Annotated in this window: 24 protein-coding genes; 7 read left to right on the top strand and 17 right to left on the bottom strand. The window is 65.9% G+C overall.

The features are described 5' to 3' along the window. Nucleotides 1–119: 119 nt before the first annotated feature. The 12 genes from HH302_RS11260 to HH302_RS11205 form a co-directional block, all read right to left on the bottom strand. The gene (locus HH302_RS11260) at nucleotides 120–854 is read right to left on the bottom strand and encodes a proteasome-type protease (RefSeq protein ID WP_172202265.1); all 735 of its coding nucleotides are present in this window, start codon (nucleotides 852–854) and stop codon (nucleotides 120–122) included. A 101-nt stretch (nucleotides 855–955) separates the two neighbouring features. Beyond that, nucleotides 956–1,138 (bottom strand): hypothetical protein, encoded by a 183-nt coding sequence (locus HH302_RS11255; protein ID WP_172202264.1) that lies wholly within the window; start codon nucleotides 1,136–1,138, stop codon nucleotides 956–958. 11 nt (nucleotides 1,139–1,149) lie between these two features. Further along, entirely contained in the window at nucleotides 1,150–2,097 is a 948-nt protein-coding gene (locus HH302_RS11250; RefSeq protein WP_172202263.1) for an alpha-E domain-containing protein, read from the bottom strand. 4 nt (nucleotides 2,098–2,101) lie between these two features. Then, entirely contained in the window at nucleotides 2,102–3,523 is a 1,422-nt protein-coding gene (locus tag HH302_RS11245; RefSeq protein ID WP_172202262.1) for a circularly permuted type 2 ATP-grasp protein, read from the bottom strand. Between the two features lie 201 nt (nucleotides 3,524–3,724). After that, the gene (locus HH302_RS11240) at nucleotides 3,725–4,870 is read right to left on the bottom strand and encodes an ABC transporter permease (RefSeq protein ID WP_172202261.1); all 1,146 of its coding nucleotides are present in this window, start codon (nucleotides 4,868–4,870) and stop codon (nucleotides 3,725–3,727) included. A gap of 1 nt (nucleotide 4,871) precedes the next feature. Next, the gene (locus tag HH302_RS11235) at nucleotides 4,872–5,837 is read right to left on the bottom strand and encodes an ABC transporter ATP-binding protein (RefSeq protein ID WP_172202260.1); all 966 of its coding nucleotides are present in this window, start codon (nucleotides 5,835–5,837) and stop codon (nucleotides 4,872–4,874) included. Then, nucleotides 5,834–6,790: an HlyD family secretion protein gene (locus HH302_RS11230; RefSeq protein ID WP_172202259.1), complete on the bottom strand. Its 957-nt coding sequence runs from the start codon at nucleotides 6,788–6,790 to the stop codon at nucleotides 5,834–5,836. The genes HH302_RS11235 and HH302_RS11230 overlap by 4 nt, the downstream gene beginning before the upstream one ends. Further along, the gene (locus HH302_RS11225; protein WP_172202258.1) at nucleotides 6,787–7,452 is read right to left on the bottom strand and encodes a CerR family C-terminal domain-containing protein; all 666 of its coding nucleotides are present in this window, start codon (nucleotides 7,450–7,452) and stop codon (nucleotides 6,787–6,789) included. The genes HH302_RS11230 and HH302_RS11225 overlap by 4 nt, the downstream gene beginning before the upstream one ends. Nucleotides 7,453–7,655: 203 nt before the next feature. Continuing rightward, nucleotides 7,656–8,756, bottom strand: a complete 1,101-nt coding sequence (locus HH302_RS11220) for a GGDEF domain-containing protein (protein WP_172202257.1) — start codon at nucleotides 8,754–8,756, stop codon at nucleotides 7,656–7,658. A 104-nt stretch (nucleotides 8,757–8,860) separates the two neighbouring features. Next, complete coding sequence (locus HH302_RS11215; protein ID WP_246479720.1) at nucleotides 8,861–9,619, bottom strand: serine protease; 759 nt, start codon at nucleotides 9,617–9,619, stop codon at nucleotides 8,861–8,863. A 47-nt stretch (nucleotides 9,620–9,666) separates the two neighbouring features. After that, nucleotides 9,667–10,497, bottom strand: coding sequence for an ABC transporter substrate-binding protein (locus HH302_RS11210; protein WP_172202256.1), 831 nt, complete (start codon nucleotides 10,495–10,497; stop codon nucleotides 9,667–9,669). Nucleotides 10,498–10,598: 101 nt separating this feature from the next. Next, nucleotides 10,599–11,402 (bottom strand): alpha/beta hydrolase-fold protein, encoded by an 804-nt coding sequence (locus HH302_RS11205; RefSeq protein ID WP_172202255.1) that lies wholly within the window; start codon nucleotides 11,400–11,402, stop codon nucleotides 10,599–10,601. Between the two features lie 386 nt (nucleotides 11,403–11,788). Here HH302_RS11205 and HH302_RS11200 point away from each other — a divergent pair, with 386 nt between their 5' ends. The 3 genes from HH302_RS11200 (at nucleotide 11,789) to HH302_RS11190 (ending at nucleotide 14,435) form a co-directional block, all read left to right on the top strand. Next, nucleotides 11,789–12,829 carry a methionine ABC transporter ATP-binding protein gene (locus tag HH302_RS11200; protein ID WP_172202254.1) on the top strand — a complete coding sequence of 347 codons (1,041 nt, stop codon included), beginning with the start codon at nucleotides 11,789–11,791 and terminating at the stop codon, nucleotides 12,827–12,829. After that, nucleotides 12,826–13,503 (top strand): methionine ABC transporter permease, encoded by a 678-nt coding sequence (locus HH302_RS11195; protein ID WP_253946085.1) that lies wholly within the window; start codon nucleotides 12,826–12,828, stop codon nucleotides 13,501–13,503. The genes HH302_RS11200 and HH302_RS11195 overlap by 4 nt, the downstream gene beginning before the upstream one ends. A 146-nt stretch (nucleotides 13,504–13,649) precedes the next feature. Continuing rightward, nucleotides 13,650–14,435, top strand: a complete 786-nt coding sequence (locus HH302_RS11190; protein WP_172202253.1) for a MetQ/NlpA family ABC transporter substrate-binding protein — start codon at nucleotides 13,650–13,652, stop codon at nucleotides 14,433–14,435. 123 nt (nucleotides 14,436–14,558) lie between these two features. Here HH302_RS11190 and HH302_RS11185 read toward each other — a convergent pair whose 3' ends face one another. Next, the gene (locus tag HH302_RS11185; protein WP_172202252.1) at nucleotides 14,559–15,782 is read right to left on the bottom strand and encodes a glycoside hydrolase family 5 protein; all 1,224 of its coding nucleotides are present in this window, start codon (nucleotides 15,780–15,782) and stop codon (nucleotides 14,559–14,561) included. 557 nt (nucleotides 15,783–16,339) lie between these two features. Between HH302_RS11185 and HH302_RS22315 the strand changes: the two genes are divergently transcribed. Further along, nucleotides 16,340–16,948 carry a PEPxxWA-CTERM sorting domain-containing protein gene (locus HH302_RS22315; RefSeq protein ID WP_216661870.1) on the top strand — a complete coding sequence of 203 codons (609 nt, stop codon included), beginning with the start codon at nucleotides 16,340–16,342 and terminating at the stop codon, nucleotides 16,946–16,948. Nucleotides 16,949–17,065: 117 nt separating this feature from the next. Here HH302_RS22315 and HH302_RS11175 read toward each other — a convergent pair whose 3' ends face one another. Together HH302_RS11175 and HH302_RS11170 are read right to left on the bottom strand one after the other, a co-directional pair. Beyond that, entirely contained in the window at nucleotides 17,066–17,941 is an 876-nt protein-coding gene (locus HH302_RS11175; RefSeq protein WP_172202251.1) for a trypsin-like serine protease, read from the bottom strand. Further along, the gene (locus tag HH302_RS11170) at nucleotides 17,938–19,077 is read right to left on the bottom strand and encodes an SLC13 family permease (RefSeq protein WP_172202250.1); all 1,140 of its coding nucleotides are present in this window, start codon (nucleotides 19,075–19,077) and stop codon (nucleotides 17,938–17,940) included. The genes HH302_RS11175 and HH302_RS11170 overlap by 4 nt, the downstream gene beginning before the upstream one ends. A 168-nt stretch (nucleotides 19,078–19,245) precedes the next feature. Here HH302_RS11170 and ppgK point away from each other — a divergent pair, with 168 nt between their 5' ends. Together ppgK and pssA are read left to right on the top strand one after the other, a co-directional pair. Further along, nucleotides 19,246–19,992: a polyphosphate--glucose phosphotransferase gene (gene ppgK / locus HH302_RS11165; RefSeq protein ID WP_172202249.1), complete on the top strand. Its 747-nt coding sequence runs from the start codon at nucleotides 19,246–19,248 to the stop codon at nucleotides 19,990–19,992. Between the two features lie 18 nt (nucleotides 19,993–20,010). Further along, entirely contained in the window at nucleotides 20,011–20,628 is a 618-nt protein-coding gene (pssA, locus tag HH302_RS11160) for a CDP-diacylglycerol--serine O-phosphatidyltransferase (protein WP_172202248.1), read from the top strand. A gap of 41 nt (nucleotides 20,629–20,669) precedes the next feature. Here the strand turns inward: pssA and HH302_RS11155 are convergent, their stop codons facing one another. Both HH302_RS11155 and HH302_RS11150 read right to left on the bottom strand, forming a co-directional pair. Beyond that, on the bottom strand, nucleotides 20,670–21,017 hold the full coding sequence (locus HH302_RS11155; protein ID WP_172202247.1) for a hypothetical protein: 348 nt from the start codon (nucleotides 21,015–21,017) through the stop codon (nucleotides 20,670–20,672). Nucleotides 21,018–21,109: 92 nt separating this feature from the next. Next, the gene (locus HH302_RS11150) at nucleotides 21,110–22,252 is read right to left on the bottom strand and encodes an ABC transporter substrate-binding protein (RefSeq protein WP_172202246.1); all 1,143 of its coding nucleotides are present in this window, start codon (nucleotides 22,250–22,252) and stop codon (nucleotides 21,110–21,112) included. A gap of 249 nt (nucleotides 22,253–22,501) precedes the next feature. On the opposite strand from HH302_RS11150, the gene HH302_RS22610 reads away from it, so the two are divergent. After that, entirely contained in the window at nucleotides 22,502–23,338 is an 837-nt protein-coding gene (locus HH302_RS22610) for a helix-turn-helix domain-containing protein (RefSeq protein WP_172202245.1), read from the top strand. Nucleotides 23,339–23,347: the final 9 nt, after the last annotated feature.

Genomic DNA, 23,347 nt, shown 5'->3' with positions numbered 1-23,347 from the left:
GAACACAGTTCGGATGCTGCAGTGCAGCGGCCGCCCGGCCTTCGGCACGCCCCGAACCGGCCGACCGCCGCCGCAATCGGCTCAGCACATTGCGTGGCGCCGCCGCGACAGCAGGCGCCTCAGTCGCGCGACCAATCCGGGTTGGGCAGCGCGTTGAAGGCGTCGCGCAGCGCCTGGCCCCATTCGCTGCGCACGATGCTGAAGTACGGGTCTTGCGACTCGATCGAGCGGTGGCGCGCGATGCGGCATTCGTCGGTGCGGATCAACGCGAGATCGAGCGGCAGGCCGACCGACAGGTTCGAGCGGATCGTCGAATCCATCGAGATCAACGCGCACTTCGTTGCTTCGTCGAGCGAGGTGCCGCGCGTGATGACGCGGTCGATGATCGGTTTGCCGTACTTCGATTCGCCGATCTGGAAGTACGGCGTCTCGGGCGTCGCCTCGATGAAGTTGCCGGCGGCGTAGATGTTGAACAAGCGCGGGCGTTCGCCGCGAATCTGCCCGGCGAGGATCAGGCTGGCTGAAAAATCGATGCCGAAGGCCTGCAGCGATTCGGCGTCGCGCCGGTGCACGTCGCGAATCGTGTCGCCAACATGGCGCGCCGCCTCGAACAGGTTGGGCACGCTCCACAGGCTGGTGCCCTCGGTGCTGCTGAGGCGTTCGTTGAGCATCGTCACGATCGCCTGCGTGATCGCGAGGTTGCCGGCTGTCATCAATACCATCACCCGCTCGCCCGGGCGCTCGAAGACGTTGAGTTTGCGGAAGGAGTTGATGTGATCAACGCCGGCATTGGTGCGCGAGTCGGACAGGCACACGATGCCGGCGTCGAGGAGCATGCCGACGCAGTAGGTCATGGGAAAAGGCTTGGTCGCAGAAAGGCGGGATTGTCGCCGCCCTTGCGGGGCGGGGCCAGCGCTTGTTCGCGGCGACCGTGCGGGCCGCCGCGAACCATGGATCAGCCGGGCGGCGCGCCGCGCTCGGCCGGTGTCAGTTGCCAGGGCTCGGGCGCAAAGCGCCCGGCTTCGGCCTGCAGTGTGTAGGGCGTGTCTTCGAGCGGATTGGTCCACAACGCAAGCATCGCAGCGGGTGGCGTGGCAGGCGCGTCGGGCGTTGGCTGATTCGGGTGCGAACGGGTCATGACAAGCCTCCTCAGGTGGTAACGGGAACCAGGAAGTCGTCGGAGATGCGCTGGCCGAGATCGAGGATGCGTTCCAGCGCGCTGTCGAGGTAGGGATGCAAACCGTCGCGCATCAGTTCCTCGATGCGGCCGAAACGCAGGCTCGCCTCGAACTCGCCGGCGCGGCGCTGGGTCTCGGCCGAACGGCCGTTCGCCACCGCCTGCAGCAGGCCGTACACCTCGCGCATGCAGTAGGCGAGCGAGCGCGGCATGTCCGGGCGCAGCAGCAGCAGCTCGGCAACGCGGCTCGGCGTGATCTGATCGCGATACACGCGGCGGTAGATTTCGAAGGCCGACACCGAGTGCAGCAGCGCGCTCCACTGGTAGTAGTCGACCGCGGCATCGTTCGGTGTGTGGGCGCCACGCAGCAGGTGGTACTTCACATCGAGGATGCGCAGCGTGTTGTCCGCACGCTCGATGAAGGTGCCCAGCCGGGTGAAGTGGAAGGCCTCGTCGCGCAGCATGGTGCCGACGGTGACGCCGCGCGACAGGTGTGAGCGGTACTTGACCCAGTCGAAGAACTCGGTCGGGCCGGTTTCGGCGAGGCGCGAAGGCGCGAAGTCATTCACCTTCAGCCAGGTCGCGTTGATGGCCTCCCACAGCTCGGAAGTCAGCGTGCCACGCACGGTGTGCGCGTTCTCGCGCGCCGCGCGCAGGCAGGAGACGATGCTCGACGGGTTGTCGCGGTCGAACATCAGGAAGTGCATCACCGTGTCGGTGTCGATCACGTCATGTTGTGCGCGGTAGGCGCCCAGCATGCCCATGATGTCGAGCGTGGCGGTCCACTGCCGTTCGATCTCGCCGGCGCTCTGCGGCAACAGCGACATGCGGTGGTGCACATCGAGGATGCGCGCGAGGTTTTCGGCGCGCTCCATGTAGCGCGCCATCCAGTAAACGTGGTCTGCGGTACGGGACAACATGTTTTCAGGCCTCCAGTACCCAGGTGTCCTTGGTGCCCCCGCCCTGCGAGGAATTCACCACCAGCGAGCCTTCCTTCAGCGCGACGCGCGTGAGGCCGCCGGGTACGAAACGGATCTCGCTGCCCGAAAGGACAAAGGGCCGCAGGTCGATATGGCGCGGCGCGATGCCGGATTCGACGAAGGTCGGGCAGGTGGACAGCGCGAGCGTTGGCTGGGCGATGTACTTCTCCGGCGCGGCGATGATGCGCTGGCGGAAGGCTTCAATCTCCGCCTTGGTCGATGCCGGCCCGACCAGCATGCCGTAGCCGCCGGCACCGTGCACTTCCTTCACCACCAGTTCGGCCAGGTGATCGAGCGTGTAGGCCAGATCGTCGGGCTTTCTCAGCATGTAGGTCGGGACGTTGTTGAGCAGCGGCTTCTCGCCAAGGTAGAAGCGCACCATGTCCGGCACATACGGGTAGATCGACTTGTCGTCCGCCACGCCCGTGCCGATCGCGTTGGCGAGCGTGACCTTGCCGGCGCGATAGGCGGCAAACAGGCCCGGCACGCCGAGCATCGAATCCTTGCGGAAGGCCTGCGGATCGAGGAAGTCGTCGTCGATGCGGCGGTAGATCACGTCCACCTTGCGGCGGCCGCGGGTGGTGCTCATGAACACGCCTTCGTGCGTGACGAAGAGATCGCGCCCTTCGACCAGCTCGATGCCCATCTGCTGCGCGAGGAAGGCGTGCTCGAAGTAGGCGCTGTTGTAGCTGCCGGGCGTGAGCAGCACCACCGTGGGGTCCGACACGCCGTTCGGCGCTACGGTGCGCAGCGTATCGAGCAGCAGGTCCGGGTAGTGCTCCACCGGCGCGATGCGGTGGGTGGCAAAGAGGTCGGGGAAGAGCCGCATCATCATGCGGCGGTCTTCGATCATGTACGAGACGCCGGACGGCACGCGCAGGTTGTCTTCCAACACGTAGAACTCGCCGGCGCCGGCACGCACGATGTCGACGCCGGAGATGTGCGAATAAATGCCGCCAGCGACGTCCACGCCCTTCATCTCGGGCCGGTACTGCGCGTTCTGCAGCACCTGCTCGTAGGGAATCACGCCGGCCTTGAGGATCTCCTGGTCATGGTAGATGTCATGCAGGAAGGCGTTGAGCGTGCGGATCCGCTGCGACAGGCCGGCGGAAAGCTGCTGCCATTCGGCAGCCGGAATGATGCGGGGAATCAGGTCGAACGGAATCAACCGCTCTGTCCCCGCCGCCTCGCCATACACGGCGAAGGTAATGCCGACGCGCCGGAACAGCGCATCGGCCTGCACCCGCTTGCGCTCGATGCGTGAAGACGCGGTCGCCTCCAGCCAGCGCTCAAAGGCTTCGTAATGCGGCCGTGTCTCGCCAGCCGCGCCGTTCATCTCATCGAAGAACGCCCCGTTTGCTCCCATGCTCGCCTCCGCGTACGGCTCGCTGCGTTGCGAGCCGGCAGCAGGGGCTTTGCGAGAACTGTGCCAACCGGAAAACATGGGTTTTCCGGGTCATCCAGGGCCGCTCATGCACGCTTACGGCGCGCGAAAACGATGGGGCGACGCGGCGGCGCACCAATCCGGCGCATCGCCCGGACGCGCCCCGTCGTGGTGCGTGCCCGCTCAGTCCAGCGTCTTGCGGAAGCGTTTGAGCCCGATGGCCAGCACGACGGTGATGAACAACAGCAGCGGCCACAGGTGTGGCCAGATCTCGACGACACCGTTGCCCTTGAGCATCACCCCACGCGCCAACCGCAGGAAATGGGTCAGTGGCAGCGCCTCGCCGATGAATTGCGCCCAGCCCGGCATGCCACGGAACGGGAACATGAAGCCGGACAGCAGGATCGACGGCAGGAAGAAGAAGAAGGTCATCTGCATCGCCTGCATCTGGTTGCGCGCCACGCTCGAGATCGTGATGCCGACGACCAGGTTGGCGGCGATGAAGACCAGCACGCCGAGCAGCAGTACCGGCTTGGTGCCGATGAACGGCACGTTGAACAGCAATCGCGCGGCAATCAGGATCAGCACCACCTGCACGAAGCCGATCAGGATGAAGGGCAGGATCTTGCCGACCATCACCTCTACCGGCCGTACCGGCGTGGCGAGCAGGTTCTCCATCGTGCCGCGTTCGACTTCACGCGTCAGCGCGAGCCCGGTCATCATGATCATCGTCATCGTCAGGATCACGCCCATCAGGCCGGGGACGACGTTCCACGCGGTGAGCCCATCCGGGTTGTAGCGGCGCTGCACCACCACGTCGAACGGCGGTGGCGCGGCGGCGTGCGAAGCCAGCGGGCCACCCAGGTCTCGCGCGAGCGCGCCGGGCGCCAGCTGGTTGAGCGCGGCGATGGCGTTGCCGGTGGCCGTTGGGTCGGTCGCATCCGCGTCGAGCAGCACCTGAGCGCGTTCGCCGCGGATCAGCTTGCGCGAGAAATCTGGCGGGATCACCAGCGCGAACTGTGCGCTGCCCTCGGCGAGCATGCGGTCAGCGTCGGCCTGCGTGGCCGAGGTGCTGAGGATGTCGAAGTAGTCCGACACCGTCAGCGCGGCGGTCAGGCTGCGCGCAAATGCGCTCTGCTCCTCGGCCACGACCACGATCGGCAGATGCTTGGGGTCGCCGTTGATTGCGTAGCCGAACAGCGTCAGCTGGATGATCGGTATGCCGACCATCATCGCGAAGGTCAGCCGGTCACGGCGCAGCTGGATGAATTCCTTGCGCATCACGGTGATCAGGCGCGCAAACGACAAGCCGCGCAGCAGGGCGAACATGTCAGTGCGCCTCCTGGAAGTTGTCGCGCGTCTGCCCCATCAGATGGATGAACACATCCTCCAGCTGCGGCGCCGCCGCCGACCATTCGAACGCCGGCTCGTCGCGCCACGGCGCGATCGCGGCGACCAGCGCCGCCGCATCACTGCCGCTGACATGCAGCGTGTTGCCAAAGCGGGTCAGCATGTCGACACCGGGTGCGCCGCGCAGCTGTGCCGCCAGCGGCGACACATCGTTGCCACGCACATGCCAGGTCGCAAACCCGCTGCGTTCCACAAGCTGAGCCGGCGTGCCCAGCGCCAGTAGCTGACCGTAGGCGATGTAGCCGAGACGGTGGCAGCGCTCGGCCTCATCCATGTAGTGGGTGGACACCAGCACAGTGATGCCTTCGGCGGCGAGTGCGTGGATCTCTTCCCAGAAGTCGCGTCGCGCCTTGGGGTCGACGCCGGCGGTGGGCTCGTCGAGCAGCAGCAGTTTAGGTTCGTGCAGCATGCACGCCGCCAGCGCCATGCGCTGCTTCCAACCGCCGGAAAGCCCGCCGGCAAGCTGGTTCGCACGGCCACCGAGGCCGAGGCGCTCAATCGCGGTATCCACCCGCTGGCGGCGGCGGTCCATCTGGTACACGCCGGCCACGAAGTCGAGGTTCTCGCGGATCGTCAGGTCTTCGTAGAGCCCGAAGCGCTGCGTCATGTAGCCGACTTCGCGCTTGATCGCCGCCGCCTCGCGCAGGATGTCGTAACCCAGCGTGTGGCCGCTGCCGGCGTCGGGTGTCAGCAGGCCGCACATCATGCGGATCGAGGTCGTCTTGCCGCTGCCGTTGGGGCCGAGAAAGCCGAACACCTCACCCCGGCGCACCCGCATCGACAGTTGGTCGACCACCGTCTTGTCGCCGAAGCGCTTGGTGAGGCCAACCACATCCACCGCACGCTGTTCGGGCGGAATGTCGAGCGGCGCGATCAGATCGTTCATTGGCCCGCCTCGGGCAACACGTCGACCGGCAGCCCCGGCGCCAGGGCGACTGCGCGTTCGGGTTGCGCCTCGGCCTTGAAGACCAACTTGGCGCGGTTGTCCTTCGAGTAGATCACCGGCGGTGTGTATTCCGCGCTGCTGGCGACCCAGGTGACGCGCGCGGTGAAGCCCTCGCCACAACCGTCGCAGCGAACGCGGATGCGCTGGCCCGGCCGCATCGCCGCGAGCCTGGCTTCCGGAATGTAGAAACGCAGCTTGGTGCTGCCCGCCGGCAACAGGCTGACAACTGGGCTACCCGCCGGCACCCATTCACCGATGCGGTAGTAGGTGTCCTCAACATGTGCGGCAACCGGTGCTACGAGCTGCTTCTGCGCCAAGCGTGTCTGTGCCTGCGCGCGCTGGGCTTCGGCCACTTTCACCGCCGCCGTTGCCGCGGCGCGCTGTGCCTCGCGCCCGGCAAGTTCGGCCGCGCGCAAGTCGGCCGCGGCCTGGTCGAGCTGCGCGCGCGCACTGCGCACCCGCTCGCGCAGGCTGTCGAGGCTCATCGGGCTGACGAAGCCCTGGGCAGAGAGCGATTGCTGGCGCGCAAGGTCGCTCTCGGCCAGCGATAGCGCAGAACGCGCGGCGGCCTCGCGAGCGCGGAAGGAATCGAGCTCGGCCGGCCGCTTGCCGCTCGCCAGATCCTGCGCCTGCGCGTCGCTTTGCGCGCGGCGGGCTTCGGCCTCGTCGAGGGCCGGGCGCTCGAGCTCGGTATCCAGCGCAAACAGCGGCGCACCGGCGGCCACTTCGCCACCACGCTGCACCGACAGGCTGACCAGGCGACCGGCCTGCTGCGCGGCAACGCGCGTCGGTTCGATCTCGACATAGCCGAGCAATGGCCTCTCGCCGCTTGGCCCACAGGCGCAGAGCAAGGCAGACGAAACCAGGACAAGCAGGGCGGCGCGGGCGCTCATTCGGCGGACTCCAGTTCGGCGCGCAGCGCGTTGAGCCCGCCCCAGCTGAAGGCGGTGACATGCTGCGCAACCCGTTCGACGAGGTCATCGCCGCTCAGCGCGACCGGCATGACCTGCAGGATCAGGGGACGCGCGCTGATGTAGACCATGCATTGGCTCAGCACGCTGAGCATCGCGCGCGACAGCTGTTCGTCGCTCGCACGCGGCCCAAGCACCGCCGCGATGATTGGCCGCAGCATCTGCGCCTGCGGGCGGGTGAAGCGCTCGATCATCATCGTCAGCGCCTCGGTCGGGTTCACCAGCTCGCGCATCAACAGTGCCGCGATGCGGCTCTCGCCCGCCGGGTCCAGGAAGCGGCGGACCAGGGTTCGCACCGCAGCCTCAAACGCTGCACGCGGATGGGCCGGGTCAGGTGCCGGCAACGGTGTGCGGCTCAAGGCGAGCTCCGCATGGTGCTGCAACACCGCGCGGTAAAGCCCTTCCTTCCCGCCAAAGTGATAGTTGATCGCCGACAGGCGCACCCCGGCGCGCTGCGCGATGTCTTGCACCCGCGCGGCGCGGAAGCCCTCGTCGATGAAGATTTCGGTGGCGGCGAGGATCAGCGCGGTCCGGGTTTCGTCGCCCGGAGGCAGGCGGAGTGACGCGTTTTGGGCTGGTTTCATGGCGATTGGAAATAGTTTTCCAATTCACTTTAGAAAACTTTTTCCACAGGGTCAAGCGCCAACTGGAACGCGCGGACGCGACCGCCTGAGTACGGCGGCGCGGATTGTCCGGCACGCCTGCGGATCAGGCGCCGCGCGGCCGGAATGAGGTGGCGCGAGGGATCGCGTTCAGCGAAGACGCGTGTGGCGGGCCGCCAAGCGCATCAGCGGCCCCGCTGCGGGTCGCGCGCGCCGCGTACCGCGTGGCTGAGCCGCTTCTGCGCGTACATCAACGCATCGGCCTCTGCGACCAGCGCGGCCAGCGGCTGCTCGCTGCCAGACGGGCTATGCACGATGCCGAGACTCATCGAGACCGGATACGGGCGCGGGTGCTCGGCGACGAACCGTGCCACCCGCTGCTGCACGCGCTCGCGCACCCCGTCGGGGAGTTCGTCGTCGATGCTGAAGACCGCAAACTCGTCGCCGCCCAGCCTCGCGACGACGTCGCTCTTGCGGAAGGCCTCGCGCAGGATGCCGGCACAATCCTGGATCAGCTCATCGCCCTGCTCGTGCCCGAGTTCATCGTTCACCTGCTTGAGGCCATTGATGTCGGCAAACAGCAGCAGGCCCGGCAGACACTGCTGACGCGCCAGCACAAGACTTTGCTGCGCGTAGAAATCGAAGCCCCGGCGGTTCAGCAGACCGGTCATCACATCGGTCACCGACAACCTGTGCAGCAGGCGCTCGGATTGGTTGCGCCGCGTCAGCTCGGCTTCGTGGGCGCGATCCAGGCGATCGGCGCTCTCGGAGCCCTCGCGGATGCGGCATTCGAGCTGGTCCCGCAAGGTGGCGTTGATGAGGGCGGCGGTCGCAAGCTCGCCGATGTGGCGCAGGGCGGCAAGCTCCTTGCTGCGCCCGATGCGCCGCCGACGCCACAGCAGGCAGATCACGCCACTGGGTTCGATCGCCGGGAAGGGCACCGCGCAAAGCTGGAACGGTGCGTCGAGTGCCGCGCGGGCGCGCACATCGTCGGGCACCGGCGGGTCGAGCTGGGCGCGGCCTTGTTCAATCGCCCGCTGGGCGCAAAAGTGCAGCAGCGGATCGCCATCCTTGATGCGCGGCACGCCGCTTGCGTCGAACTCGCGCGCCAGCACTGCATCGCCCACCGGCGCCATCATCAGCGCGCGGTCGGGTTCGAAGAGCTCGCGCATCGCGGCGCCGACCAGTTCGAATACGCCCTCCTGCCCGGCCGCCTGCATCAGCTCTCGCGCCAGGCGCAGCAGGCGTTCTAGTTTGTACAGAGCGGGGGACTGTAGCGCGGTCATGGCGACCTCACGGCGCAAACGATCAGCCATTCTGCGCGCCAGCGCCGGACTGCGCCAGACCGGCCGCGGCCTCGCCGCCGCGTACGGAATCGTTACCCGAGGGCCTAGGTGATGACCATCAGCATGTCGGCGTACCACGCACAATTGAGGCCCAGCGCTTCATCCTCGACGCGGTCGCGTCCGCCCATGTCGAGCCGCGAGGAGTGGATGCCCAGGAGCTGCCACGGCAGCGCCGCCTGCTCGGGCGAGGGGTGTTCGATGCGCATCACGACCGGCGCGCCGCTCGCGCCGCGATGCGTGCGCGCATCGGTCAGGAAATAGCCAACACCCTGAAAACGAAGGCCGAAGGACGACGCGATGACGCCTTGTCGAACAATCGGCAGGTGATGCAGCGTGTCGTGAAAGCCCAGCGGATAACCAACGATCAACACCGAGGCGCCGACTTCGATCGGCGCACTTTGCGCCAGATGCTGCGGGCCGAAGGCCGCGCGCCGGCAACCAGGCGGCCAGCAGGCTGGGTCGAGCGGTATCGCTGCCATGTCCACCGCGCCGCCCGCGTCGTCGCCGACATGCCAGACCGAGAGGCCATCGCGGTATAGCCACAGGCTGATCACGTGCACCGCGGCCACGTTGCTGTCATCAACATGGACTTCGAACTCGATGCGGTCGGGCCGATGCCCGGTGGCATCGTCGAGCAGCACATGCTGGCTGGTGACGAGATAGCTGCAACCGTTACGTTCAAAGAAGAAGCCGGTTGCGCCGGTGAGCCGCTGGTTGCCGAAGAAGGTGGCAATCGGCGTGGTGCTGAGCAACAGGGATTCGATCATGGTGCGGCCGGTTTGCTGGGCATGGTCGACCAGCATGCACCGATTGGCACCACAGCGCCCGCCTTTGTCGAACCCGGCGTCGATCAGCCCTCCGGCAGCACCGGGTTCTGGCGCCAGCGCCCGAGGTTGCGATCGACAATCTGCTTGATCTCGCCACGTGCGGCCATCTCCGACAACACACGGTTGGCCGCCGGCACGAGCGCACGGCATGGGCTGTTACGTACGAAGCCGATTGCGTTGCCGGTCTCGGCGACATACGGCGCCAGCGCAACGATGCGGCCTTCGAGCCCGGCCTCGATCAGCGTTGCGCGCCCGGCGTGCAGGCCGGTCATGAAATAGTCGATACGCCCCGCCATCAACATGCGGAAGCCGGTGAGCGGATCGTTGAGCTCCTCCACATCGAGACGCTCGCGAATGAAACGGTCGGCTTCCTCACCGAAGCGGTTGCCGCGCGTCAGCCCGCCTTTGCGGCCGATCAGCGAATCACGGCCAAGGTAGTTGATCGGGTAATCCACCTTCACAAACACCGCGATCGGGTTGTTCAGCACCGGCTGGGTGAACTCGAGGAAGGCACGCCGCTCAGGCGTGTCCTTCAAGGTCGTCACGACGTCCACATCGCCATGCTCCGCAGCGCTCAGCACGCGCGGCCACGGGCCCAGGTATTGCAGCTCCCAGCGCACGCCGAGGCGAGTGAACACCCGCGTCGCGATCTCGACGCTGGCGCCGGTCAGCGTCGTGCCGTCGTACCAGTGCAACGGCGGGTACTTCGGATCAGCGGAAATGACGACCTTGCGACAAGCAGGCCCCGCCGCGGCGGCCAGAATCGGCATCGCGGCCAGCAGCGCACAGACCAGCGCACGGCTGGGCCAGCGCCCGCGCCTTGCGTCATCCGTGTGACCTGCTTGCAGCAACATCCCGAGCCCCCCGATCGTGCAGCGGCGAAATGAAACCGGGCTGCAGCGCAGCCCAAGGCTTCAACGACGCAGTGATGCAAGGTCTTGAGTGCGGACCGGGCTCAGGGATAGAGCTCGGCGATCGCGCGACGAAACGACGGTATCACCATGCCGGAATGCGTCGTCGGGAATGCCTCGTAGCTATACACGAGGTTCTGGTAGTTGCGTGCAACGAAGAGATCGCGGAACGGTTCAACCGTGGACAGGTTACCGTCACCCTGCGACGCGGAAAAGATGAAAAGTCGCGCCGGCACGGATTGGGTGCGCTGCGCCAGGGCCGCCTCCAGGCCGGCGACGACATCCTCCTGCACCCAGAAGCTGCCGTCCTGGGAAATGTAGTTCGCGAAATACCGGTGCGCCGGGTCTTCCAGCAGCAGCACCAGGCCGGCAAAGAGCCCACCCATCGAATGGCCGATCAGCGTGCGTCGCGTGGGGTCGATGCGGTAGCGCGCCTCGACGTATGGAATCACCTGCTGCGTCAGGAAGCGGTAGTGCGCCGCAGCGCCCGGCATCTGATAGTCGATCCAGCGCTGGCCTGTGGCTTGGCCATCGGAGTTGCCGATCGAAATCACGATCACCTCTTTATGCTGCTCGAAGAGCTCGGTGCTCAGCGGCAGGAACGACCACTCCGCATCCATCGTGTAGAGCACCGGGTAGGTTTTGGTACTCGTCGCATAGCCGGGTGGCAGGTAGACGTGAATCGGGTAGTTGACCTGGTTGCCGGCAGACTCGATGCGCAGGCTGGTATCGCGCGTCGGCTGGGTCGCCGGATCCACCGGCGTGGAGTCGCCGCCGCCGCATGCGGCCAACAGCGAAACGGTAAGGACAAGGCAAAGCTGGCGCAGCGCGCGGCGGAAAACGATCATCGGTCTTGACCCGGCGAGTTGGGGGGAAGCGCCGCACCTTGCAGGCCGACGGCGCCCCGGCACTCTAGGTTCGACCGATGAACTTGTCATCCTGCATCGTTCGCAGGCATGACTTGGGTCAGAACGACACCGCCGCGCCCGGGCGAATCCGGGCCCGGAGTTGGTCGCCCTTGGGCGCCGGCTGGGCCTGCGCGAACTTGGTATACTTGCGCTTTGCCGTGGCGCGGCAGGCCTGCCAGCCTCAACGCCGGATCCGTCAGACGTCTGCCGGGCAATCCACCGCGAAGAGGTAGTTCCCGCCTCGCCCACGAAGCTACCGGCCGCCCGCACAGCCTTGCTCTGCGGGTTTTTCGTTTTTGCGCCGGGGCAAGCCAAGCGAGGAGCGCATGATCCAACTGCAAGCGGTCGGCAAGATCTATCGGGCCGGCAATCGCGACATCCACGCCCTGCGCGACGTGAACCTGAGTATCGCCGCAGGCGAAATCTTCGGCATCATCGGTCATTCGGGCGCGGGCAAATCCACACTGATCCGGCTGCTGAACCGGCTCGAATCGCCGAGCAGCGGCCGCATTGAACTGGCCGGCGACGACATCACGGCGCTCGACGATGCGGGCCTTCGCCAGCTACGCCAGCGTGTCGGCATGATCTTCCAGCACTTCAACCTGCTCGGCTCGCGCACCGTTGCACAGAACGTCGCGATGCCCTTGCGCATCGCAGGCGTGCGCGACAAGGCACAGATCGCCGCACGCGTCGCCGAACTGCTTGATCTGGTGGGCCTCGCCGACCAGGGCGACAAATACCCCTCGCAGCTCTCGGGCGGGCAGAAGCAGCGCGTTGGCATTGCGCGCGCGCTCGCCAACGAACCGAAGCTGCTGCTGTGCGACGAGGCCACCAGCGCGCTTGACCCGCAGACCACCCGTTCGGTGCTGGACCTGCTCCTGCAGATCAACGAACGCCTCGGGCTCACCATCGTGCTGATCACCCACGAGATGGACGTGGTGCGCGCGATCTGTGACCACGTAGCGGTTCTCGACGGCGGCGAAGTTGTCGAGCAAGGGCCGGTGACCGACGTTTTCCTGCATCCGAAGCACCCGACAACGCGCCGCTTCGTGCAGGAATCCGAGCACCTCGACGCGGACGAAGAACACGACAACTTCGCCCATGTGGGCGGGCGCATCGTGCGCCTGAGTTTCGTCGGCGAACAGGTCTACGCGCCGCTGCTCGCCAGCGTCGCGCGCGAGCACGGCGTGGATTTCTCGATCCTTTTTGGCCGCGTTGAACGCATCAAACACACCCCCTGCGGCCAGCTGACGCTCGCGCTGGACGGCGATCCCGCCGCGGTCGATGCGGCGCTCGCTCAACTCGCCGGGCGCGGCGTCCATGTGGAAACCCTGCGCGCTACGGCAACGGCCGAAGGAGGCCAATGATGCAGGCCCTGCTTGAAATCATCCTGGCGATCGACTGGCCCGAGATCGGCACCGCCTCGCTCGATACGCTGATCATGCTTGGCGCGTCGCTGCTGTTCACCGCGCTGGCCGGCCTGCCGCTGGGCGTGCTGCTGTTCCTCACCGGTCCGCGCCAGCTGCTGCGTCAACCGGCGGTCTACGGTGCGCTGTCCTTCGCGGTGAACGTGCTGCGCTCGCTGCCCTTCATCATCCTGCTGATCCTGATGATCCCGATCACGGTGAAGATCACCGGCACCTCCTTAGGTGTTGCCGGGGCCATTCCGCCGCTCGTCGTTGCAACCACGCCCTTCTTCGCGCGTCTGGTCGAAACATCGCTGCGCGAGGTGGACCGCGGCATTGTCGAGGCGATGCTCGCCAGCGGTGCCAGTACTCGGCAGATCGTGCTGTGGGCGCTGCTCCCGGAAGCCCTGCCGGGCATCATCGCTGCGCTGACCGTCACCGCGATCACGCTGGTCGCCTACACCGCGATGTCCGGCGTCATCGGCGGCGGTGGTCTTGGCGACCTCGCGGTACGCTTCGGCTATCAGCGCTTCCGCACCGACGTGATGGTGGTCACCGTCTTGCTGCTGTTGATCCTCGTGCAAGTGCTGCAAATGGCCGGCGACCGGCTGGTGCACCACTTCAGCCGCAAGTGAGCCGATATCGCTTCGTCCTAATCACGAATTCTGATTTCCTCATTCCAAGCTGACCATTGACCCTGCCTGCCACGGCAAGGATCATCAACACACCGGCCCGGCACTGCCCGGGCCTTGTTATTTCGTCCGAATTGCAGGAACGCGTAATGAAGAAAATCATCCCCTCCCTCGCCGCCGGCCTGCTCGCCGCGCTTGCCCTGAACGCCTCCGCCGCCGACAAGCTCACCGTCGCCGCGACGCCGGTACCGCACGCCGAAATCCTCCAGTTCATCAAGCCCGAACTGGCCAAGCAAGGTGTCGAGCTCGATATCAAGGTATTCACCGACTACGTGCAACCGAACGTGCAGGTCGAAGAAAAGCGCCTCGACGCCAACTTCTTCCAGCATCAGCCCTACCTGAACAGCTTCAACAAGGAGAAAGGCACGCACCTCGTATCGATCGCCGCGGTGCATGTCGAGCCCTTCGGCGTTTACAGCCGCAAGGTGAAGTCTCTGCAAGACGTCAAGGAAGGCGCCACGGTGGCGATTCCGAACGATCCGACCAACGGCGGGCGCGCCCTGCTGCTGCTTGAGAAGGCCGGCCTGATCAAGCTCAAAGATCCGAAGAACCTGCAAGCCACTGCGAAGGACATCGCGAGCAACCCGAAGAAGCTCAAGTTCCGCGAACTCGAAGCCGCGACGCTGCCGCGCGTGATCGACCAGGTGGACCTCGCCGCGATCAACACCAACTACGCCCTGGAAGCCGGCCTCGTACCGACGCGCGACGCGCTCGCAATTGAAGGCGGCGAATCGGCCTACGCCAACATCCTCGTCGTACGTGCCGGCAACGAGAACAATGCAGCCTTGAAGAAGCTCGTCGCCGCGTTGCGCACGCCGGCGGTGAAGAAGTTCATCGAAGAGAAGTACAAGGGCGCGGTGGTGCCAGCGTTCTGAACGCCGGCTTCTCGCGCAGTACCGTCGACGGCCGCGCAAGCGGCCGTTTTCGTTCGCACGTCGGCAGGACGCGCCCGTCTTGTACGACACTGCACGACGACGCGCACCTGCCCTGACTAAACCCTAAGCCGTCGGCAGATTACGCGCGAAGATGCTTCGGCAGAGCCCCTCGATCTCCGAATTCTCGAGCGCCCAGCTTTGGCGAAAGCACGCAGGCCACATCCCGGCCTCGTAGCGGAATATCACCGAATCCCAGCCCCATGCTTCGAAAAGGCTGTAAACGTCGGTCGTCCACGCAAGCCGCGTCTCAGCGGGTGCCGTCTTGCTGCATCCGAATTCGGTGACCGCGATTCTCACGCCATGCGCAGCCTGGTAATCCAGCGCCGGTTTCAGCGCAGCCTCCAGCGTCGCCTTGTTGAGGGCCGTCTCGAATTGGCCACCGGATGTCGGATAGTGGACTGTCCCGGCGGTTGACGGGTCCGCGATCCCTTGGTGGGTCACCGAGCTTGGCGTGTAGAAGTGGACGGCGTATAGCAGTCGCGGATCGGCAATTGGCGCAAGTTCGTCGATATAGTCGGCGAAATTCCACTCTGGCCCGATGGCGACCCAGCGCTCAGGATCGACCGCTCGGATCGCCTCGATGACCGGAGGATAGAGCTTGTTCAAGGCCCCCGCGGGCAGGCGCTCGTCACCGTTCGGGCTGCCAGGGTAATGCGGTTGAGGCTCGTTGAGGATCTCGAAGATCAGACCGGGGCGACCTTTGAAACGCTCGGCCAATGCGGCCCACGCGGCTATCAGTTCGGACTGCGCGCTGGCGTCTCGCCACAGCGAACGGCCGTCGTCTTCGGGCCAGTTCCGGGATACCGGCCAAATCAGGAAACTGCTGAAGCACAGCATCACATGGACATTGTTCGAAAGACACCATTCGATGACCGGCTGACGTGACGCGAGCGACGCAGCAAGCCGGTCCTTCAACGGGCTACCTGGCAAATACGGCGCGCCGGTCTGGTCGAAGGGGCAGAGAAACACACGAAGCACGTTCGCGCCCCATGCAGGCAATTGGGGAAGCTGAATCCAGCCTGAGTAATGCGGATCGGTCCAGTCAGCGTATTCATTCAGGTGCGCGCCGCGCAACCGTGGCAGGGCGGTATTCGAGATCGCCGGCAGCGCCGGCCCGCTCGGCAGCAGGGGCGGCTTACTGCTTGGAACTCCTGTCACCGTGCATTCCCGTGCATTGCTCGCGGGCTCGCCGCCACCGCCCCCACCGCCGCATGCGCCAAGAAGCGGTGCGGCGCCAAGGGCCGCGCTGACAGACTTCAGGAACTTCCTGCGACGAATGGACGGCATCGCGTCACTCCAACGATTGGGGGACGACAAGTATGCCAATGCGATTTGCGCGAAGGTTAAGACTTCATGCCAACGCTGCGTAGTTGTTCCAGTTTGCGTGTCGGACGCGCTGATCGACTGCCTCACCGCATCGCCGAGGAACCGAATACCACCGGCAGCCCGTCATCGGCGGCGAAGTCGACGACGTTTATCGCGTGCAAAGTCGCCTGGATAGACAACCGGGCAGACTGCGGAGGCGGCACCTCAGACGTGGTGTCGACCCAATTTACAGCGCGCCCGGCGTGTTCTTGCGCCGACCATAGCGGAAGTGCCCGCTTTCGCAGCCATCACCGCGCCAGGTTAGATCACCCGAAAACCGCGCCAATGCTTGATTTGATCGTCCGACGCCCGATCAATCACCGCATCGTCGGCGGCCCGTCGGCCCACCATGCAGCGCATTGGCACTGTTTCTGCTTGTGCAGCGCAGCGTCGCCGCGGGCCACAAACCCCGGCGACACCCAGTCTGAATCCGGCATGCGCAGCAAACCCTGTCCGCATGCCCTCTCCGGGAGTCATGCATGCGTTTGAAGCCGATCGTTCTCTCCATGGCCGTGTCCCTGGCCACCCTTGCGGCGGGCAATGCGCACGCCTTTGCTGCCGCAAGCAAACCCTCTGCGCTGCCCGCGTCGCTGGCGCTTGATCTGACGCCGACGGTGATCACCGACACCGCGACCGATCTGAAAGTACAGTGGACCTGGGATCTGCTCAACGCGAGTTCGACGCTGAATCTGTTCTCCACACCCAAGCTGGTGAACTGGAATGTCAGCCTCGCCTCCTACACCAAATCGGTATCGGTGCCAGATCTGGGGTCGTTTGCGATGCTCGCCGCCACGCTGGATGCGCAGCACGTGAGCGCCCCGCACAGCGGCGACGCGGGTACCGGCGATGCCTTCCATTACGTCTGGGTGCAAAGCAACGTATCGAGCTTCAGCGGCAGCACCACGTCGCTGCTCGCGCATGCGGGTGCGCATTCCGACACCTACACCTTTGATGCCGTGCGCACCGGTGGCGACGTGCAGTTCACGCTGACCGCGGTGCATGCGGTGCCGGAACCCGAGACGTACGCGATGCTGCTCGCCGGCTTGGGCTTGGTCGGAGCGGCCGCACGGCGCCGTCGCATGCGCTGAAGCGCTACGCGCAGACGACAAAAGAGCACCGATCAGCGGTGCTCTTTTTTTGGCAGGTACCGCAGCAGCGCCGCGACGTGGCTTCCGCTCTGCTGGCGCCGCAAACGCACGGGCATGTCAGCGCGCCGCGTCGATTACGCTGCGAATCCACGCCGCATAGGGCGCGATCAGCATGCCTCCGCCGCCTGAACCGAAGTGAGGCGGAGGCACCGAGATCTTCGGCGGCTTCGCGGGCAGTTGGATCTGGAAGGTGTTGATGCCGACCAATGACCAGTGCTCGCCGTCGCGCACGAAGGCCGGGCTGCCGGAGTCGCCGCTCGCCACGGTGGCCTCGCGGCGGCTGCCGAGGCTGGGGCCTCCGAGCAAGCTGCTGGCCGGGTCGGGGCCGTCGAAATCCCACACGTAGGCGGCAGGGCCCTGGCCCGGGCGGCTCACCCAATCGTCCAGCACATTCTCGCCAACCCGTTTGGTGTCGGCGCGCGCGCCGACCGTGACACCATCGCGCGGGTTGCCGCCACCACCGTAGCCAACCAGCGTCAGCACAATGCCGCGCGCCGGCGGGCGATCGAACAGCGGATAGCGCGGCACGGCCTCGGGGAGCGGCTCGCGCAGCCTCAGCAAGGCCAGATCATCGAGGTTGATGCGGTCGGACTTGTAGCCGGTGAATCCGGGATGCGGCACGACTTCAAGCACGCCCTCGGTGAGCGGGCCGCAGGGCACCCGCACACGCACGTCACCGGGGCTCAGGCGCCGCCCAGCGGCCACATGGCCGGCGGTGAGCACCCAGCGATCGCCCACGACGACGCCGGAGAACACGCCATTGCCGATCAGCACGCTCACCACACCAGCCCAGGGCGATTCGCAACCATCGGGATCGACCCGACGCTCCGGCGAGTCCGGCGCATCGCCATCGGGCAAGCCGCCGAGAATCGCGCTCGCCGGCAGCGACACCGAGATGAACAGCGCCACCAAGGCGCAACGCCATGCGCTCATGCGCCGCCCCGTGCGACGAACAGCCACAGCCAAACCAGGGTGGCGACCACGGCCAGAAAGGGCAGCGACCAGAAGTGGAAGCCCAGCCAGGCGCGACGGTCGCCCAGCAGGCGCAAGGCGATCAGGTTCGCGAGCGAACCGATCAGGAAGCCGAAACCGCCGACATTTACCGCCCAGGCGATCACGCGCCACTGATCCGAATGCTCGGCGAGCAGGATCGCTGCCGGCACGTTGCTGATCAGCTGTGAGGCCAGCACGCCGGCCGCGTACAGCCGCTGCGGGTCGTGCAGGCCGATCGCGGCGACCGCGTCGCGGACCGCTGGCAGTTCGGCAATCAGGCGCAGATCGATGAACATCAACATGAACACCACGATCAGGGCCCAATCCACTTCGCGCACCACGGCGCGAAACGCAACGAGGAACACCGCGCCCACCAGGGCGAGACCAAGCCAGGGCTGGTGCGCATCGAGCAGCAACAGAAACACCGGGTACAGCGCGAGACTCACCCACAGCAAGCGGCGCGCGAGCGGCGGCGGTGCGATGTCTTCGTGCGTGTCGATGCGGCGGGGCGGGAAGGCGACAACTGTGAACAGCGCCAAGGTGCCGAGCAGGATTGCAGCCAGGGGCGCCATTTCGGCGACAAAGCGCCCGAACGACTCGCCGGAACGATGCCAGAGGAACAGGTTCTGCGGGTTGCCCATGGGAGTCAGCACCGAGCCGGCGTTCACCGCAAGCGCTTCGAAGATCACCAGCCGTGCGGTGGGTAGCTGGGCCATGCCATGCAGGCCCAGGGTCAGCGGCACCACAATGAAGAGTGCAATATCGTTCGTCAGCACCGTGGCGAGCAGCGCCGACACGCCCACCAGCAGCAGCGCAAGGTGGCGCTCGGTGTGCATGCGGGTCACCACATGGAAGGCGGCATGCTGCAGGAAGCCGCTCTCCTCCAGTCCGGTGGTCAGCAGCAGCAGGCCCGCAAGGGCAGCAATGGTCGGCCAATCCACCAGCTGCGGATAGCTGGTGACCGCGGAAGGGTGAAGCAGCGTAAAACCGACACACAAGAGCAGCAGGATCAGCAACAACTCATCCTGGCGCAGACGTGCGGCGATACGGGCGGGAATCAGTAGCAGACGGTGCATGAACGGGCCAGCGGGTTACGTGGGGCGATTCTACGTGCCTGCCAGCACGGCACGGCCGTTCCGCCCGAGCCGCAATCCTTGATCTGAACGATGCACGCGCAAGGGGCTGTGTCGGCGATAATCGCCAGCGGTGCGGCAGCAGCCGCGAAAAGACTTGGGGAAACCACCTTGAAGATCCTGGGAGTGGATGTCGGCGGATCCGGCATCAAGGGCGCCATCGTCGACACCGAAACCGGTGAATTGCTGACCGAACGAATCCGTATCCAGACACCGCAGCCGGCCACGCCCGAAGCGGTGGGCCTGACGCTGCGCGAGCTGGTCCAGCAGCATGGGTGGACCGGGCCGGTCGGCATCGGCTTCCCGGCAGCGATCCAGCATGGCATCGCGCGCACCGCCGCGAATATCGACACGGCCTTCATCGGGCTGTCGGTCGCCGATTATTTCTCCGAGCAGACCGGCTGCCCCTGCTTCGTCGCCAACGATGCCGACGTTGCCGGCATGGCCGAGATGCGCTTTGGCGCCGGCAAGGACCACCGCGGCGTGGTGCTGATCGTGACGATCGGCACGGGCCTTGGCACCGCCTTCTTCACCAATGGCCAACTGCTTCCGAACACCGAGCTGGGCCACATCTACCTGAAGAACGGCATGGAAGCCGAGCACTACGCGTCCGAAGCGGTGCGCGACGCCGAGGGCCTGAAGTGGAAGCAATGGGGCGAGCGCTTCAACCGCTACCTGACGACCATGGAAGCGCTGTTCTGGCCTGATCTGGTGATCCTCGGCGGCGGCGCGAGCGCGAAGCTCGAAAAATACGCCGCACAGATCACCGTGCGGGCGCCAGTGGTGGCCGCGAGCTTTCTCAACCAGGCGGGCATCGTGGGCGCGGCGCTGTATGCCGAATCCCAACTGCCGCGCTGAGCGGCGCAAGGCTCTGCGATGAACAAACCCAAACCGTTCTCGATGATCCGCGAGTTCCACCTCGCGGACTGGTTCACGCTCGGCAACGCCTTCTGCGGTGTCGGTGCGCTGTTTGCGGTGATGAGCTTCCTGCAGTTGCAGGACGTGAAGCACTTCTACTTTGCCTGCGCGCTGATCCCGCTTGCGCTGGTATTCGACGTGCTCGACGGCCGCATCGCGCGCTGGCGGCAGAAGAGTTCGGCAATGGGGCGCGAGCTCGATTCGCTGGCGGATGTGATCTCGTTCGGCGTTGCGCCCGCCGCGATCGCCTACGCCGCCGGCATGCAAGGGCTCTACGACCGAATCATCCTGGTCTTCTTCGTCGCCTGCGGCGTGTCGCGCCTCGCACGCTACAACGTCACCGCGGAAGAGCTGGCCGACGATTCGGGCAAGGTGAAGTACTTCGAAGGCACGCCGATCCCGACTTCATTTGCTCTCGTCGCAGTGCTGGCCATTGCCGCTGCCAACGACGCGCTGGGCGACGCAATGTGGGGCGGCGTGGTCAAGATCGCCGGCTTCCAGCTGCATCCGCTGGTGCTGATGTTCGCGATCTCCGGTTCGCTGATGATCAGCCGGATCCGGATTCCGAAGCTCTGAACCAACCACGCAGAAGAGAAAGGCCGCTCACGCGGCCTTTTTCATTTGGTGATCGCTGTGTTGCGACCCGAATACTGATCGCTCATGCGCTGGGCGGCCTCGGCGAAGTTGCCGCGCGCCTTCTCGCTGCAGTAGCGATTCACGAAGGTCTCCACCGTGCCATTCGAGACTTCAGACACCTGCTGGCTCTGCCGCGCGTAGTTGTGGCCGCTCAGGAAACCGCGCACCCAGGCCAGCTGCTGGGCGCGGACGTCGGCGTCGCCCTTGGCGGCATTCCATGCAGCGCAACTCATATCGTCGAAGCCCAGGATCTTGAGCGGCGCAGCGTCCGCCGCGGCGGTCACGCAGGCGAAGAGCAAGGCAGGTATCGGACAAAGGCGGCGCGGCATCGGTGCATCCTGGAGAAAGTGGCGGCGGCCTTTTGCGACCGCCTTGTGGCGCCGGATTATCCGCCAAAGCCCGGCGCCCGCGTTGGCAACGCTCAATGGATGAAGCCGCCCTTCCCGATCATGGTCAGATCCACATAGCGCGAGCCCTTGTGGTCCGTCGGCGAGAACTGCACCGCGAAGCCGCCAACGTCCAGCTTACCGGCGCTGGCGAGTGCTTGCACCAGGCCGTCGCGAGTCGGATTCTTGCCGGCGCGTTTGAGGCCTTCGACCAGCACCTTGGCGTCGATGTAGCCCTCCAGCGTCGCGAACGAAACTGCATCGGCCGGTAGCGCCTTGGCGTGCTCGCGCACCACCGGCAGCACATCGCCCCACGGGAAGGGCACGACTTGCGACACCGCCACGCCACGGCCATCCGCGCCCAGCTCGCTCGCGAGCGCCTTGCCGCCGACGAAGGAGACCGCCCAGAACTGCGTGAAGGATTGCGGATCGCGGCGGCGCAGTTCGCGCACGAAGGCAGCACTGGATTTGTAGGCGCTCATCATGATCACGCCGTCGGCGTTGGCCTTGTTGATCGCGTCCACGGCCGCGGCGACGTCGGTCGAGTTACGCTCCACCGGTGCCTTGGCAACCAGCGCCACATTGAGCCGCTTGAGCTCGCGCTCCACATCGGCGAGGCCGGATTTTCCGAAGGCATCGTTCTGGTACAGCACTGCAAGGCGCCGCCCAGCCGGATTCGCAATCGACTTGATGATCGCCTGCGCTTCATCCGAATAGCTGGCGCGCACATGGAAGATCAGCCCGCTGTCCGGGCCGCGCAGTGATTCGGCACCCGAGTAGGGGCCAACCAGCGGCACCTTGGCTTCGTTCATCACCGGCAGCACCGCCAGCCCGGTGGCGGTGCCGACGTTGCCGAGCATCGCAAAGACCTTGTCCTTTTCGATCAGCTGCTTCGCGTTGGCGGCGGCGCGTTCCGGGTCGTAACCGTCGTCCAGCGACACAAGCCGCAACTGCCGCCCGTGCACGCCACCCTTCGCATTGATCTCCTTGAAGTAGGCCTCGATGCCAAGACGCACGTCGTGCCCCAAATCTGCGGCGGGGCCGGTCTGTGCGGCGGTCTGACCGATCACGATTTCCTTGTCGGTGATGCCGGGGGCTTCGGCGGCCTGCACGGTGCCGGCGAAGACGGCAAGGCTGAACGAGGTGGCGAACAGCAGATGTCGAACGGGGGGCAGCATTGGGGGGCTCCTCGTAGGGTGGGTGCCGCACTGGCGCAGCACAAAACGTGTGAAAGTCGCCACCGTACCGGTCGCCAGGTCGCCTGCAATTGAGCCAGCGCAGGTCGTCGATGCGGACGTCATTTGTTTAGCAATCGCACTAATGCTCGCCTCGCGCCGCGAAGTGCAAGATCCCCCGCCCGGCCCCCGTCACGTCGCGGGCTTTCAACACTGCAGCGATAGAATCGGGCTGACTTCGGAGGCGCCCGCGTGCATCGCTACTTCGTCATCCCCCGCCCCGCCTTGCAGCCCTACGTTGACCGACTGTGGGGCTGGGAGAGCGCGTGCGCGCCGACGATGCCGCTGCTGTTGCCGGGCACCGGGGCAGAGCTGATGTTCCATTACCGCGCGCCGATGGCGATCGACGGCGTGCGCGGTCGGCGCGATCTCGGCGCAGCCTACCTGCTGTGTGCGCGGCGTGCGCCGCATCAGCCAGTGGTGCAAGGCGATGTGGGTTTTGTATCGATACGCCTGCGCTCCGGCGCGCTTCGGCATTTCTGCCCGCTGCCGGCACTGGCGCTTGGCGACGACGCGATCCCGGCCGCCGACATCTGGGGCGCCGAGGGCGCCGCAATCGCCGAGCGCGTGGCGCTGGCGCCCGATACCGACACACGCATCGCGCTGCTGCAGGATTGGCTGCTCACCTGCCTGACCCGCTACGGCAAGCGGCAGCCGGCGATCGAACTGGCGGTGCGTGCGCTGTACTACCGCCACCGCGAGGTCCGCATCGACGCGCTGGCCGAGCAGTTGGGCATGAGCCGGCGTCACTTCGAGCGCGTGTTCCGCGAGGAGATCGGACTGACGCCCAAGGCCTTCCATCGCACCGCGCGCTTCCATCTTACGGTGCGCGATCTGCTGCTAGGCGGCGACGGCGATTACCTCGCCGCGGCGCTCGACCACGGCTACTACGACCAGGCGCACTTCATCCACGATTTCCAGGGCTTCGTCGGCCGTGCACCGGCGCGCTTCCTGCAAACGACGACACCGACGGCGCATTTTTACAATCCGCCGATCTTCACGCCCGATAAGGTGCCCCTGCCGCGTTGAGACGGAGCG

The organism is Niveibacterium sp. COAC-50 (assembly GCF_013184235.1).
GTDB lineage: Bacteria > Pseudomonadota > Gammaproteobacteria > Burkholderiales > Rhodocyclaceae > Niveibacterium > Niveibacterium microcysteis.
This window is presented reverse-complemented; position numbering and strand designations above follow the sequence as displayed.